Origin of the sequence: Nonomuraea sp. WAC 01424 (assembly GCF_003947315.1) — a bacterium.
GTDB classification, from domain to species: Bacteria; Actinomycetota; Actinomycetes; order Streptosporangiales; family Streptosporangiaceae; genus Nonomuraea; species Nonomuraea spiralis.
Genome location: NZ_QHHZ01000002.1, coordinates 709156 through 722589 on the forward strand (window position 1 = coordinate 709156; position 13434 = coordinate 722589).

Annotated in this window: 14 protein-coding genes; 4 read left to right on the forward strand and 10 right to left on the reverse strand. The window is 71.3% G+C overall.

What is annotated here, in order from left to right:
* Positions 1 to 68 precede the first annotated feature (68 nt).
* On the forward strand, positions 69 to 1592 hold the full coding sequence (locus DMB42_RS08595; RefSeq protein WP_260477565.1) for a penicillin-binding transpeptidase domain-containing protein: 1524 nt from the start codon (positions 69 to 71) through the stop codon (positions 1590 to 1592).
* 141 nt (positions 1593 to 1733) lie between these two features.
* On the opposite strand, the gene DMB42_RS08600 is transcribed toward DMB42_RS08595, so the two are convergent.
* From DMB42_RS08600 to DMB42_RS08645, 10 genes are all read right to left on the reverse strand, one after another.
* Positions 1734 to 2441 carry an HAD family hydrolase gene (locus DMB42_RS08600; RefSeq protein WP_260477566.1) on the reverse strand — a complete coding sequence of 236 codons (708 nt, stop codon included), beginning with the start codon at positions 2439 to 2441 and terminating at the stop codon, positions 1734 to 1736.
* A gap of 101 nt (positions 2442 to 2542) precedes the next feature.
* Positions 2543 to 3169: an HAD family hydrolase gene (locus DMB42_RS08605; RefSeq protein ID WP_125632324.1), complete on the reverse strand. Its 627-nt coding sequence runs from the start codon at positions 3167 to 3169 to the stop codon at positions 2543 to 2545.
* Positions 3170 to 3188: 19 nt separating this feature from the next.
* The gene (locus DMB42_RS08610) at positions 3189 to 3713 is read right to left on the reverse strand and encodes a DUF6912 family protein (protein ID WP_125632326.1); all 525 of its coding nucleotides are present in this window, start codon (positions 3711 to 3713) and stop codon (positions 3189 to 3191) included.
* A gap of 31 nt (positions 3714 to 3744) precedes the next feature.
* Positions 3745 to 4392 (reverse strand): HAD family phosphatase, encoded by a 648-nt coding sequence (locus tag DMB42_RS08615; RefSeq protein WP_125632328.1) that lies wholly within the window; start codon positions 4390 to 4392, stop codon positions 3745 to 3747.
* Between the two features lie 104 nt (positions 4393 to 4496).
* The gene (locus DMB42_RS08620; RefSeq protein WP_125632330.1) at positions 4497 to 5804 is read right to left on the reverse strand and encodes a glycoside hydrolase family 3 protein; all 1308 of its coding nucleotides are present in this window, start codon (positions 5802 to 5804) and stop codon (positions 4497 to 4499) included.
* A gap of 58 nt (positions 5805 to 5862) precedes the next feature.
* The gene (gene ptsP / locus DMB42_RS08625; protein WP_125632332.1) at positions 5863 to 7527 is read right to left on the reverse strand and encodes a phosphoenolpyruvate--protein phosphotransferase; all 1665 of its coding nucleotides are present in this window, start codon (positions 7525 to 7527) and stop codon (positions 5863 to 5865) included.
* On the reverse strand, positions 7524 to 7787 hold the full coding sequence (locus DMB42_RS08630; RefSeq protein ID WP_125632334.1) for an HPr family phosphocarrier protein: 264 nt from the start codon (positions 7785 to 7787) through the stop codon (positions 7524 to 7526). The genes ptsP and DMB42_RS08630 overlap by 4 nt, the downstream gene beginning before the upstream one ends.
* Positions 7788 to 7974: 187 nt before the next feature.
* Entirely contained in the window at positions 7975 to 8421 is a 447-nt protein-coding gene (locus tag DMB42_RS08635; protein ID WP_125632336.1) for a PTS glucose transporter subunit IIA, read from the reverse strand.
* A gap of 10 nt (positions 8422 to 8431) precedes the next feature.
* Entirely contained in the window at positions 8432 to 8668 is a 237-nt protein-coding gene (locus tag DMB42_RS08640) for a glucose PTS transporter subunit EIIB (RefSeq protein WP_125632338.1), read from the reverse strand.
* Positions 8669 to 8719: 51 nt separating this feature from the next.
* The gene (locus tag DMB42_RS08645) at positions 8720 to 9754 is read right to left on the reverse strand and encodes an SIS domain-containing protein (RefSeq protein ID WP_125632340.1); all 1035 of its coding nucleotides are present in this window, start codon (positions 9752 to 9754) and stop codon (positions 8720 to 8722) included.
* Positions 9755 to 9930: 176 nt separating this feature from the next.
* Between DMB42_RS08645 and DMB42_RS08650 the strand changes: the two genes are divergently transcribed.
* The 3 genes from DMB42_RS08650 (at position 9931) to DMB42_RS08660 (ending at position 13421) form a co-directional block, all read left to right on the forward strand.
* The gene (locus DMB42_RS08650) at positions 9931 to 10671 is read left to right on the forward strand and encodes a GntR family transcriptional regulator (RefSeq protein WP_125632342.1); all 741 of its coding nucleotides are present in this window, start codon (positions 9931 to 9933) and stop codon (positions 10669 to 10671) included.
* An 82-nt stretch (positions 10672 to 10753) separates the two neighbouring features.
* Positions 10754 to 12067, forward strand: coding sequence for a PTS transporter subunit EIIC (locus DMB42_RS08655; protein ID WP_125632344.1), 1314 nt, complete (start codon positions 10754 to 10756; stop codon positions 12065 to 12067).
* Between the two features lie 79 nt (positions 12068 to 12146).
* A complete protein-coding gene (locus tag DMB42_RS08660; protein ID WP_125632346.1) occupies positions 12147 to 13421 on the forward strand; it encodes a PTS transporter subunit EIIC in 1275 nt (424 codons plus the stop codon).
* Positions 13422 to 13434: the final 13 nt, after the last annotated feature.

Consider the following 13434-nt stretch of genomic DNA (forward strand, 5'->3'; position numbering starts at 1 on the left):
GGGAACTGTACGGGCGACTTCGGCCGGAGCAACCACGCCGCCGACGTCGGCGCAGGTGGCCGCTGGTCATGGCCATCCTTGTCGTGCTGATCGTCGCGGCGGGAACCACGATCTGGCTGTTGCGCACGAAAGGCTCACCCGAGCAGACGACCGACGAATACCTCACGGCCTGGTCCGACCAGAACTACGCGAAGATGCGGGAGCTGGTCGCCGACCCGCCCGCCGACTTCGAGACCTGGCACCGGCGTTTCCTCACCGACCTCAAGGCCGAGCGGGCGACCTACCAGCGCCCCCGCCAGGGCGGCGTCTTCACCGACAGCGGCCCGGACGACAAGGGCTACATGGACTTCAGCGCCAAGCTGCAGGGCCGGCGGGACTGGGAGTACCAGAGCCGGTTCAAGCTGGTCGAACAGGACGGCGCGTGGAAGGTCGCCTGGACCCCTGCCGTCATCCACCCCAAGCTCAAGAAGGGCCTCTCGCTGCGCCTGGTCGCCCAGAAGCGCGACTCGCCCAGCGTCCTGGCCGCCGACGGCACCGAGATCGGCGGCCCGGACGCCCCCGGCTCGGTGCAGCAGCTGGTCGAGGGCATCAAGCAGAGCAACCCCGACCGCTTCGACGGTGGCGGCGACTCGATCATCGGCCTCTACAAGGGCGACGAACTGGTCGAGACGCTGGCCAAGCCGATCGGGACCAAGCCGTTCCCCACCACGATCGACCTGAGGGTGCACGCGGCCGGGGCCAAGGCCCTCGACGACGTCACCAAGCCGGCCTCGCTGGTGGCGCTGCGCGCCTCGACCGCCGAGATCCTGGCCGTGGTCAACAAGCCCGGCGGCTTCAACCGGGCGCTGCTCGGCAAGTACCCGCCCGGCTCGACGTTCAAGGTCGTCACGGCTTCGGCGCTGGTCGCGGACGGCGTCGAGCCGGCCAAGACGGTCACCTGCCCGGCCGAGAAGAACATCGGCGGCTTCCCCTTCCACAACGCGGGCTTCAAGGACTACGGCACGCTGTCCTTCCAGGACGCGTTCGCGCACTCGTGCAACACCACGTTCGGCGAGATGAGCGTGGCCGAGCTGAACGGCGGCAGGCTCGCCCAGGTGGCCAGGAGCTTCGGCTTCGACACGCCGATCAAGCCGGGTGTGCCGGCCGTACGCGCCGAGTTCCCCGACCCCAAGGACGACACCGACCTCGCCTCGGCCTCCATCGGCCAGGGCAGGGTGCTGGCCAGCCCGCTCAACATGGCCTCCGTCGCCGCCGCCATCGCCTCGGGCTCCTGGATCCCGCCGCGGATCGTCGCCAAGAACATGGCCGCCGACGTCCGTCCGCGCCCGCTGGAGCGCGGCGTGGTCTCCGCCCTGCGCAAGCTCATGCCCGCCGTCGTCACGGACGGCACCGCCAAGGCCGCGCCCCTGCCCCCGGGCACCGCCGGCAAGACGGGAACGGCCGAGTACGGCTCGGGCAAGGAGCCGCCCGCGCACTCGTGGTTCATCGGCTACAAGGGGGACGTGGCGTTCGCGGTGATCGTGGAGGGCGGCGGCGCCGGTTCGGCCGTGGCGGCCCCCATCGCCGCCCGCTTCCTCAACGCCCTGCCCTGATGACGGGGGCCCGCGGGAGGCGGGTCAGCCCGCCTTGCGGTCCGCCGGGGAGGTGGAGGCGGGTCAGCCCGCCTTGCGGTCCGCCGGGGAGGTGGAGGCGGGTCAGCCCGCCTTGCGGTCCGCCGGGGAGGTGGAGGCGGGTCAGCCGGCCTTGCGGTCCGCCGGGGATGTCAGGCCGGCCACCGCGGCCACCACCTCGGAGGCGTCGGACAGGTCGGGCAGCGCCAGGTCGGCGCCCGCCTCCCGGAGCTCCGCCGCCGTCGAACGCCCCGAGGCGACCCCGATGACGGCGGCCCCGCCGATCCTGGCCGCCTGCACGTCCCGCGTGGAGTCGCCGATCACTACCGTGTTGGCCGCCGTGAACGGCGTGCCCAGCCGCTGCTTGGCCCTCCCCTGCGCGACCTGCAACAACGTCGCCTTGGGGTAGACCTCCTCGCCGTAACCGCCGAGCTCGAAGTCGACGTACCGGTCCAGCCCGAACGCCTTGAGCTTGTGTACGGCGTTGCCCTTGATCGTGCCGGTCAGCACCGACTGCACGACGCCGTCGAGCCGGCCCACCGACTTCAGCGCGTCCTTGGCCCCCGGCATCAGCCGGCCCTCCTTGGCCAGCCGGCCGCGCCGGTCGGTGAAGGCGACGGCCAGGGCGGCCAGGAACCTGGGCAGGTGGTCGTCCTCGGCCTGGATCCCGTTGACGGCCAGCGTCTCGAAGACGATCTCGGAGTCGGGACGGCCGAGCGGCGGCACGAGCTTGACCAGCGGCCGGCCGGTCACGGCGCGGAACGCCTCGGCGTAGGCGTCCCGGGTCACGATGGCGACGTCGACCAGTGTGAGATCGACGTTCCAGAGCACAAGGCGGTTGATGGCGACCTCCTGAGGGGTTCCCGGCAAGCGTACGGCCGCCGCCCGTCCGGGTGCTCCCCTTACGGGCGGATTCGGCATGCCTCCGGGGCTCAGGCGTACCGCATGGCCTGGGCGAGCGTGTCCACCACGGGCAGGCCCGTGCCCTCCAGCTCGGCCCGCGTGGTCATGCCGCCGGTGTAGAGCACCGCCCGCGCGCCCACGTGCCGGGCCGCGAGCCCGTCGTCGACGCTGTCGCCGATCACCAGGACCTCGCCGGGATCGACGTCGAGGGCCTGGATGTGCGCGGTCATGTGGGCGGCCTTCTCGCCTCCGGTGCTGCCGATGAGCCCGTCGACCCGGGTGAAGTGCCGGGTGATGCCGAAGGACTCGACGACCGGCACCAGATGGGCGTGCGGCGCCATCGAGCACAGCGACTGGGTGCCGGCCCAGCCGCCGAGGACGACCTCGGCGTCGGGGGCCAGCCCGCAGGCCACGCTCAGCCTGAAGTAGTGCTCGTGGAACCCGTCGTCCAGCAGCTCCCACTCGCCCTCGGCCAGCGGCCGGCCGAGGAGGCGCTCGTAGGCGACCCAGATGGGACGGGTGTAGACCGCGCGGAACCCGTCGGCGTTGAGCTCGGGCAGCGCGTACGGCTTGAAGACGGCGTTGGTGGCTCCCACGACAGCGTCGATGTCGTGAAAGAGCGTCCCGTTCCAGTCCCAGATGATGTGCTTTGTCATGTCGCAACCAGCATATTCGTCAGGTCTGGCCATTCTGAGAGCGCAGCAGGTCAGGGATCTCCTGGGTCGCGTACCACATGAGCTCGTGGGCCTCCGCGCCGTCGACCGTGAACCTGGCGTCGTCGTCGCCGTCGTCGGAGGCGGGCAGCGCGCCGACGGCGGCCTCGATGTCGGCGGCGGCGTAGTGGTCGTCGATGTGCACCGCGGCCACCTTGCCCATCGGGACGGCCGCGCCGAGGCGTACCCGGGCCCGTTCCTCCAGGTCGGCGCCGGACGAGGCCGATCCGTCCGGCACCTCGGCGGCGACCACGACCCGCCGGGGCGCGGCGGCCACGCCGTCGGCGCGGTCGGCGGCCAGCATGCGCAGCGAGGCGCGGGCCGCCTCGGTGAGCGCCACGTACTCCAGTTCCTCGGTGTCGCCCGAGGCGTACCACTCGGTCAGCGCGGGGGTCACCGCGTAGCCGGTCAAAGGGGCCGGGCCCAGCTCCCCCGCCTCGACCGCGCGGGCGAGGGCCGGGAGGGTGCACGGCAGATAGACGCGCATCACGAACCTTTCCGAAATCGCAAGGGCACCATCATGCCCGTCGCAGCGTGAGCCGGAGGAGGGACTCCAGCTCTGCGAGGGTCGTGTCGGCGTCACGGTGGTGGATGCCGGTGATCCCGAGCGCGCGGGCGGCCCGGATGTTGGCCTCGACGTCGTCGATGAACACACACTGCTCGCCGGGCAGCCCGACCTGGTCGAGGGCGTGGCGGAAGATGCGTTCCTCGGGCTTGCGCATGCCGACCTCGCCGGAGATCACGACCGCGTCGAAGAGTCCGTCCCACTCGTGGCGAGGGTAGGTGTTCGACCAGGAATTGGAGAGCAGACAGGTTTTGACACCATTTCTTCGTACGTCGCGGAGCATGTCGTACATGGCGTCGACCCGTTCGAAACCGGCGAACATCCGGGTCAGCAGCCCTTCGGCGACCGGCGGCACACCGTCCACGGTGAGCAGCCGGGCGGCCAGGTCGCGTTCGAAGGCCGGGCCGTCGAGCTCGCCGCGTTCGAGCGCGTGCACGACATTCTGTCTCTCGCCGTCCTGAGCGCCGCCCTGGTAGGCGTGGTCGATCAGCTCGCGCATCACCGAACGGTAGTGCTCGGCGTCGATCCGGTCGGCCGCGATCCACCGGGCGATGGAGTCGGTCAGGCTGGTCGTGAGCACGCCGCCCCAATCGATGAGCATCCCGGCAACCACGACCGCCTCCTCGCGCGAATCCGGTTCTAGGATAGAACGCCCGGAATCGGCTCCCGCGTACGGTCCCCGGAAGCACCCGCGACCGAACGGCGCTAACCCGCGGCGCGCACCTTGGCCGCCAGCCTGCGGTGCTCCGGCGAACGCAGCACGCCGGCCGCCTCCTCCGCCGACGCGACGGGCGCCTCGGTCAGCAGCCCCCTCTTCTGCTTGAGCCTGAGCAGCCGGGTGACCGACTGGTCGAGGCGGTCCTCGGAGATGCGCCCCGACTTCACCGCCTCCAGCACCGCCTGGTACGCCTTGCCCAGGTCGTACGGCATGAGCAGCAGGTCGGCCCCGGCCAGCACCGCGCGCACCGCCACCTCGCCGTCGCCGTACTTCTTGCGCACACCCTCCATGTTGAGCGCGTCGGTGGAGATCACGCCCTTGAAGCCGAGCTTCTGCCGCAGCAGGCCGGTGAGGATGGGCTTGGACAGCGTCGCCGGGTCACCCGAGGGGTCGAGCTTGGGGAAGACGATGTGGGCGCTCATCACGGCGTCGACCCCGGCGCCGATGGCCGCCTTGAACGGCGGCGCGTCGATCCGCTCCCACTGGGCCCTGGTGTGCTTGATCACCGGCAGGCCCGTGTGGCTGTCGACGGAGGTGTCGCCGTGGCCCGGGAAATGTTTGGCCGTGGCCGCCACCTTGGCGTCGCCGAAGCCCTTGACCGCCGCCGCGACCATCTTCGCCACCGCGGTCGGGTCGTTGCCGTAGGCCCGCCGGCCGATGACCGGGTTGCGCGGGTTCACGTTGACGTCGGCGACGGGGGCGAAGTCGAGGTTGACCCCGAGCACCCGCAGCTCCTCGCCGGTCGCCCTGGCCACCGCCCTGGACATCGCCGGGTCCTTGGTGGCGCCGATCTCGGCCGCGCCGGGGAAGTCGGTCATCAGCGCGGACATGCGGGAGACCAGGCCGTTCTCCTGGTCGGTGCCGACCAGCAGCGGGACCTTCTTCGACGCCTCCTGAAGACCGTTGGTGAGCTTGACGACCTGGGCGGCGGACTTCACGTTCGCCGGGAAGAGGATCACGCCGCCCAGGTGGAAGCGGGCGATCACCTTGGCCGGGGTCTGGGCGCCGTAGCGGGCCTGGTTCTCGCCGGAGACGGTGTCGGCGGCGGTGCCGTACAGGACGGGCATGAAGAGCTGGCCGACCTTCTCCTCCAGGGTCAGCCGCTCCACGGCCCGCAGGACCGGGTCTGCCCCGGCCTGCGGCGGGCTCTGTGGTGTCGTGCTCGCGGAGGAGGTGTCCTTCGTGCCCTCCGGGGTGGCGCCCGTCGGGGCCGCGCTCGCCGGGGCGCCACCGCCGCCGCCGCACGCGGTCAGCGCCAACACCAGGAGCCCTGCCGTGCCGATCCTTCTGAACATGCCTTCCACGGTATCGATGCCGCGGCGCGGACGAGCCGCACGACCCGGAAACGGCCGTTCACACCCCCAGTGCCGCGAGCCCGGGCAGGTGGGTGCGCGCCACCGCGCGCGCGTTCGCCGCCGTGACCTGTGCCCGCGCGTTGCGCGCCGCCAGCCTGCACTGCTCCAGCGTGTGCGCGGCCAGTGCGGCCCGTACGGCGCCCAGCGCCCCCGCGCCCATCGACAACGTGGTCGCCCCGAGCCCGACCAGCACGCACGCCAGAGCCGGATCGGCGGCCGCCTCGCCGCAGACGCCCACCGGCTTGCCGTGTCCGCAGGACATGGCGACCAGGTCGAGCAGCGCGGGCTGCCACGGGTCCTGGAGCCCGCTCACCGTGCCGAGCTGGCGGTCGGCGGCGAAGGTGTACTGGGCCAGGTCGTTGGTGCCGAGCGAGAAGAAGTCCACCACCCCGGCGAGCTGCCCGGCCCGCAGCGCCGCCGACGGGACCTCGATCATGACGCCCACGTTGGACAACCCGCGCGCCCGGCAGGCGTCGGCGAACCACCTGGCCTCCTCGGCCGTGGCCACCATGGGGGCCATCACCAGCAGTTCGGCCGGCGCGCCCTCCGCCGCGTCCGCCAGCGCGCGCAACTGCGCGTCCATCACCTCGGGGAACCGCCTGAACAGGCGCAGGCCGCGCTCCCCCAGCGCCGGGTTCGGCTCGGCGGGGGCCGGCAGGAACCGCAGCGGCTTGTCGGCGCCCGCGTCCAGCGTGCGCACGACCACCGTGCCGCCCGGTACGGCCTCCAGCGCCTCGCGGTAGGCCCGCCGCTGCTCCTCGGCGGCCGGGGCCTCGGCCCGGTCCAGGAAGAGGAACTCGGTCCGGTACAGCCCGACGCCCTCCGCCCCGGCGGCCATCGCCTCCGCCAGTTCGTCCGGGCCCGCGACGTTGGCCAGCAGCGGCACGGCGTGCCCGTCGGCGGTCCGGCCCGGCCCCTTGACCGCGCCGATCGCCGCCCGCTTGGCCGCCGCCGCGTCGCGCGCCTCGGCCACGTGGTCGTCGGACGGCTCCAGGCTCACCTCGCCCGTGGTGCCGTCCACCAGCACCCGGACGCCGCCGGGGATGCCGGTCGCGCCGGGGCAGGCGACCACGGCGGGCACGCCCATCGCCCTGGCCATGATCGCGGTGTGGCTGGTGGGTCCGCCCTGCTCGGTGACGAACCCGGCCACGTCCCGCCGGGACAACAACGCCGTGTCGGCGGGCGCCAGATCGGCCGCGACCAGCACGTACGGCTCCTCGGGAGCGACCGGCAACCCCGGCAGCGGATGACCGGTGAGCAGGGCGATCACCCGGTCCCTGATGTCGTCGAGGTCGGCGGCGCGCTCGCCCAGGTAGCCGCCGGCCCCGGTGAGCACGTCCCGGTACTTCGTGAACGCCTCGAACACCGCCCGGGGAGCGGCGAGGCCCCGGTCGATGAGGGTCCGGACCTTGACGACCAGCCCGGGGTCCTCGGCCATCAGCGCCTGGGCCTTGAGGATCTCCTCGGCCTCGCCGCCCGCCTGGTTGCCACGGGCCTCGAGATCACCCGCGACCTGTGAGAGGGCGGCACTCGCCCGCTCCTTCTCCTGCTCCGCCTCACCGGTGTAGGTGCTGCCCTCGGGGGGTTCGGGCACGGAGACGGTCAGGACGTACGCGGGGCCGTGCCCGATGCCCGGGCTGACCCCCACCCCCCGCAGATTCATGGCGCTCCGGCGATCGTGGCCAGTTCGTCCAGGATCTCCTCGGAGCCGTCGCCCTCGGCGCTGATCACGACGGTCTCGCCCTGCCGGACGTCGAGCGCCATGATGGCGAGGATGCTCTTGCCGTTGACCGGCGTCCCTCCGCCGCTGGCCTTGGCCACGCTGATGTCCATCGGGGCCAGCTGGGCCCGTTTGACGAACGTCGCCGCGGGACGGGCGTGCAGACCCACCTCCGCCGCGACCGTGACCTTGCGCTCACCCATGAGCCTCTCCTTCTCTACCCGGTCCAGACCAGCTGGACCCTTACGTGAATGGCGTACGGCCGCTCGCGGTCGGGTCGGCGACCGTGGGGCCGGCCGGCGGGCAGGAAGCCCGCGGGGTCAGGCTTGCCTATTGTGACGTCTTCTCCGGATACGACCGTACGGGCACCGGTTTCGGGCGGAGTGGCGGCTAGTCCCATGTGAAGAGCTCGTCCCCGGCGTGCACCGCCCCCTGGACGATCCCCGTCACCGATTCCGAGGGGGCGTCCAGGGCCACGACCGGGCAGACGGGGGACCGTCCGCCCGCCTCGACGGCCGACGGGTTCCACGCCACGACCGGCTGCCCGGCGCTGACCCTGTCCCCCTCGGCCGCCAGCAGCTGGAAGCCCTCCCCCTTGAGCTGGACCGTGTCGATGCCCAGGTGCACCAGCACGCCCCTGCCGTCGTCCCCCACGATGACGTAGGCATGCGGATGCAGTTTCATGATCTTTCCCGCTATGGGGGCCACCGCCTTGCCCGGACCCCGCAGCGGGTCGATCGCCGTTCCCGGCCCCACCATGCCCGCGGAGAAGACCGGATCGGGCACGGCGGCCAACCCCACAGCCGCCCCCTCGACCGGGGCGAGAACAGTCGTCATGGTCTCGCCCTTAGCCGATGATGTCCTCGATGTCGCTGGCGATCGTGTCCGCCTCCGGCCCCACGACGACCTGGACCACGTTGCCCGCGGCCATCACGCCGTGCGCGCCCGCCGCCCGGAGGGCGGCCTGGTCGACCTTGGACGCGTCGTGCACCTCGGTGCGCAACCGGGTGATGCAGGGCTCGATCTCGATGATGTTGTCGGCACCGCCGAGACCGGCGATGATCGCATTCACATCCGCCGCCATCCGGTCCTCCCTCGCTTCAACTCCTTGACCAGGCTAAACGAGGCGCCTCGCTCAGTCCGTCTGCGTGACCTTGTTGAGTCCGCGCGGCGAGTCGGGGTTGATGCCGAGGCGCCTGGCCAGCGCCTCGGTGAGGAGCTGACCGGGGATGATCAGACCCATCGGCGCCACCCACTCGGGCAGGTCGGGACCGTTGAGCGCGGCCGTGCCGGCCTGCGCCAGCGCGTCGCCGACGCCGTGCGTGTACGCCGCCGCGCCCGCCGCCACGACCCGCTCGGCCAGGGCCACCGTGCCGGACAGCGTGGGGCTGTTCTCCGAGGCCACCAGCAGCGCCGGGGTCTCGGCGTCGACCACGGCGATCGGGCCGTGCAGCAGGTCGGCGTAGGACAGGCCCATGGCGTGCAGGTAGCAGGCCTCCTTGAGCTTGAGCGCGGTCTCCAGGGCCGTGGAGAAGGCGAGCCCGCGGCCCGACACGACCACGCCCGGCTTGTCCAGCAGCCCTTCGACGACCGCGTCCAGGTCGCCCGGCTCGGCGATCAGCTTCTCGACCGCCTCGGGCACCCGCCGCAGGTCCCCGGCGTCCACGTCGGCGCCCAGGCCCAGCGCGAGCACGGCCAGCGCGGCGAGCTGCGTGGTGTACGTCTTGGTCGCCGGTACGGCCTTCTCCTCGCCGGCCAGCGTGCACAGCGCGACGTCGGCGGCCTGGGCGAGCGGGCTGTCCTCGCCGCCGTTGGTGATGCCGACCGTCTTTGCGCCGCAGTCCTTGGCCCAGGCCAGCGTCTCGACGATCTCCTCGGTACGGCCCGACTGCGAGATCGCGACGGCCAGCACGCCGTCCAGGTCGATCTTGCGCTTGTAGGTCGTCGCGATGGACGGCGCCGCCAGCGCGCCCATCCGTCCCGCGTGGGACTCGACCAGGTAGCGGCCGTAGACTGCGGCGTTGTCGGAGGTTCCACGCGCGATGAACAGCAGCTGGCGAGTCTGCTCGCCCACCGCCTTCACCTCGCCGACCCTGGGCAGCAGGGCGTCGAGCGTGGCCCGCAGCGCTTCCGGCTGCTCGGCGATCTCACTGCGCATCTTGGTGGTCATCCTGAGCTCATCCCTCGATTCATACGGTTCGGACTTGACCGTCTTTCGCGACATGTGGTCTAGTCCGGACTAGACCAGTACGAACCATAGCCCATGGCCATCAAACAAGAAATCTGCCCATAGACTGCCGCACCACCAGACACAGATTTCTTCTTTGCCGATCGAGGGGAGGATCCGTGGCGCACATCGATCCGGATAGCCCGGTGCCCAAGTACTTCCAGCTTCGCGAGATCCTGCTGGACCTCATTGACAGCAACGAGCTCAGCATCGGCGCGGCGATCCCGTCCGAGCGTGAGCTGTGCCAGCGGTTCGGCCTGTCCAGGATGACCGTACGGCAGGCCGTGGACCACCTGGTCTCCGAGGGCCGCCTGCACCGCGTACCGGGCAAGGGCACGTTCGTGGCCCGGCCCAAGATCGAGCTGGCGCTGCAGCTCACCTCGTTCACCGACGACATGAGGGCGCGCGGGATGATCCCGGGCTCGCGCGACCTCGATCGCCGCATCGTACGGGCCAGCGCCCACCTGGCCAAGGAGGTGGGGATCCAGCCGGGCGAGGAAGTGCACTTCATCGAGCGCCTGCGTACGGCCGACGGCGAGCCGCTGTCCATCGAACGGGCGCACATCCCGGTCAAGCTCGCCCCCGACCTTGCCGATTACGACTTGTCGGATAAATCGCTGTACGAGCTACTGGAGAGCCGTTACGGGCTGGTCATGGACGCCGGCGAGCTCACCATCGACGGCGGCATCGCCGACCCGAGCGACGCCGACCTGCTGAAGCTGCCACGCGGCGGCGCCGTGCTGCTGCTCCAGCGCCGGTCCTTCTCCGGCGGCGTCTGCGCGGAGCTCGGCGTGTCCACCTACCGCGCTGACCGGTATCAACTGCGGACCATCCTCGAAATGCCCGTTAGACGGGGCTAGGGTCGCTCCGTCGGGCCCGGACGGCTGCGTCCGAGGGCATGTCCGGCGGACGCCCGACTCCCACCCCCCGGAGGAACGACCGGTGAACGAGACCACCGCCGCCCGCCCTTCGCCGTTCGCACGCGTGATGAACGTGCTCCAGCGGCTGGGCCGCTCGCTGATGTTGCCCATCGCGGCCCTGCCCGCGGCCGCGCTGCTCTCCCGGTTCGGCCAGCCCGACATGCTGGGCTCCAACGGCCCCGCCCCCGGCGGTCTGGCCGACGTGCCCGGGTTCACGTGGATGGGCCAGGTCGCCGAGGTGCTGGCCGCGGCCGGGGACGCGCTGTTCCAGAACCTGCCGCTGCTGTTCGCGGTGGGCGTGGCCATCGGCTTCGCCCGCAAGGCCGACGGCAGCACGGCGCTCGCGGCCGTCGTCGGTTACCTGGTGTTCGACCGGGTGACCAAGGTGATGTTCTTCGGCTCGGACATCCGGGACACCGTGGCCATGCGCCAGGTCCAGGACCAGGGCATCAAAGAGGTCATCAACTACGGCATGCAGAACCCCACCAAGGTGCTCGGCGGCATCGTGATGGGCCTGGTCACCGCCCTGCTGTGGCAGCGTTTCCACCGCATCAAGCTGCCGTCGTGGCTGGCGTTCTTCGGCGGGCGCCGGTTCGTGCCGATCATCACCTCCATCGTCGCGCTGCTCCTCGGTGTGCTGTTCGGCTGGCTCTGGCCGGTCCTCGGCGAGTGGATCCGCCACGCCGGCGAGGCCCTGGCCGCCCTCGGTCCCATCGGCACCGGCATCTACGGCCTGATCAACCGCCTGCTCATCCCCCTCGGCCTGCACCACTTCGTGAACTCGGTCGTCTGGTACGTCGTGCCGCAGTGCGAGGTGGGCGGCCACGTGCTGGGCGGCGACTGGAACTGCTACTTCGGCGGCGCGCCGCACTCCGGCCAGTTCATGGCCGGCTTCTTCCCCGTCATGATGTTCGCCCTGCCGGCCGCCGCCCTGGCCATGTGGCGGGCCGCGCCCCCGCACCGGCGAGCCACGGTGGGCGGCATCATGCTCTCGGCCGGGCTGGCCTCGTTCGTCACCGGCATCACCGAGCCGATCGAGTTCGCGTTCATCTTCGTCGCGCCCGCGCTGCTGGTCGCGCACGCCGTACTGACCGGCCTGGCGATGGCCCTGACCACGCTCATCGGCGGGCAGCTCGGCTTCGGCTTCTCCGCCGGCCTGCTCGACATGCTGCTGAACGTCAGCAAGTCCAACACCCAGAATCTGCCGGGCATCCTGCTGCTCGGCGTGATCTACGGCGTCGTCTACTACGTCGTGTTCACCTTCCTCATCCGCAGGTTCAACATCATGACGCCGGGCCGCGAACCCGAGCCCGACCTCGACTCCGGCGAGACCTAGCACCCGTTTTCCCAGGTCCACGCCGTGGTAGGAACCTGGCATTCCCCCGCCGACGGATCATCGAGCGGGGGTGGGGGCCATGGGCGCGTCGCCCTGGCCGGCGACGTTCGCGGTGTTGCAGCGCATCGGCCGCTCGCTCATGATGCCCATCGCCGTACTGCCCGCCGCGGGTCTGCTCTTCCGCTTCGGCCAGGACGACCTGCTCGGCGCGGACGGCCTCGGCGGCCTGTTCCCCTGGTTGCTGCCCGTCGCCGGCGTCCTGGCCGCGGCCGGCGGCGCCCTGTTCGACAACCTGCCGCTCCTGTTCGCGATCGGCGTGGCCATCGGGTTCGCACGCAAGGCCGACGGCTCCACGGCCCTCGCCGCCCTGGTCGGCTACCTGGTGTTCGACCGCGTCAGCCGTACGCTCTTCTTCGACGCCGGGCACGGCGCCGTCTACGACAAGGTCGTCATCGCCACCCCCGGCGGGCCCATGCTCAACCTGGGCGCCCAGAACCCCACGGGCGTGCTCGGCGGCATCGTCATCGGCATCACCGCGGCGCTGCTCTGGCAGCGCTTCTACCGGCTCAAGCCGCCCCCGTGGCTGGCCTTCTTCGGCGGACGCCGCTCGGTGCCGATCATCACCGCGGTCGCCGCGCTGCTCCTCGGCGTCGTCTTCGGGCTGGCCTGGCGGCCGGTCGGCGACTGGTTGTCCACCGTGGGCGACTGGCTGTCCGCCCACGGCACCGCGGGCACCGGCATCTACGGGGTGGCCAACCGCCTGCTGATCCCCGTGGGCCTGCACCACTTCCTCAACACCATCGTCTGGTTCACCCTGCCGGAGTGCCACGCGGGCGTGGACGGCGCCACCCGGAACGCCGCCGGCGACCTCAACTGCTACTTCGCCGGCGAGCAGGGAGCCGGGATCTTCATGACCGGCTTCTTCCCCGTCATGATGTTCGGCCTGCTCGGGGCGGCCATCGCCATGTGGCGGGCGGCGCCGCCGGAACGGCGCGAGTCCGTGGGCGGCATCATGTTGTCGGCGGGCCTGACGGCTTTCATCACCGGGATAACCGAGCCGCTGGAATTCGCCTTCATTTTCGTGGCGCCCGTGCTTTTCGTGGTGCACGCCGTACTGACGGGTGTGTCGATGGCCCTGATGGCGGAATTGGGCGCCCGTCTCGGGTTCACCTTCTCCGGCGGGGCCATAGACATGCTGCTGAACGCCAGCAAATCCAACACTCATGAACTCGGCCTGATCATCGGCTTCGGCCTGTTCTATTTCGTGCTCTATTACGTGATCTTCGCGTACCTGATCCGCCGCCTCGACATCCCCACCCCCGGCCGCGAACCCCTCGACTCCCCACTCCCCTGACCGCCCCGAAGGG

Bases quoted from the DNA above. Each gene is read 5' to 3' on its own strand.
- DMB42_RS08615 (WP_125632328.1), bottom strand. From the start codon at position 4,392: ATGCTCATCGATTGGGGCGGCGTGCTCACGACCAGCCTGACCGACTCC.
- DMB42_RS08610 (WP_125632326.1), bottom strand. From the start codon at position 3,713: ATGCGCGTCTATCTGCCGTGCACCCTCCCGGCCCTCGCCCGCGCGGTC.
- DMB42_RS08645 (WP_125632340.1), bottom strand. From the start codon at position 9,754: ATGACCACCAAGATGCGCAGTGAGATCGCCGAGCAGCCGGAAGCGCTG.
- DMB42_RS08660 (WP_125632346.1), top strand. From the start codon at position 12,147: ATGGGCGCGTCGCCCTGGCCGGCGACGTTCGCGGTGTTGCAGCGCATC.
- DMB42_RS08635 (WP_125632336.1), bottom strand. From the start codon at position 8,421: ATGACGACTGTTCTCGCCCCGGTCGAGGGGGCGGCTGTGGGGTTGGCC.
- DMB42_RS08640 (WP_125632338.1), bottom strand. From the start codon at position 8,668: ATGGCGGCGGATGTGAATGCGATCATCGCCGGTCTCGGCGGTGCCGAC.
- DMB42_RS08630 (WP_125632334.1), bottom strand. From the start codon at position 7,787: ATGGGTGAGCGCAAGGTCACGGTCGCGGCGGAGGTGGGTCTGCACGCC.
- DMB42_RS08595 (WP_260477565.1), top strand. From the start codon at position 69: ATGGCCATCCTTGTCGTGCTGATCGTCGCGGCGGGAACCACGATCTGG.
- DMB42_RS08605 (WP_125632324.1), bottom strand. From the start codon at position 3,169: ATGACAAAGCACATCATCTGGGACTGGAACGGGACGCTCTTTCACGAC.
- DMB42_RS08620 (WP_125632330.1), bottom strand. From the start codon at position 5,804: ATGTTCAGAAGGATCGGCACGGCAGGGCTCCTGGTGTTGGCGCTGACC.
- ptsP (WP_125632332.1), bottom strand. From the start codon at position 7,527: ATGAATCTGCGGGGGGTGGGGGTCAGCCCGGGCATCGGGCACGGCCCC.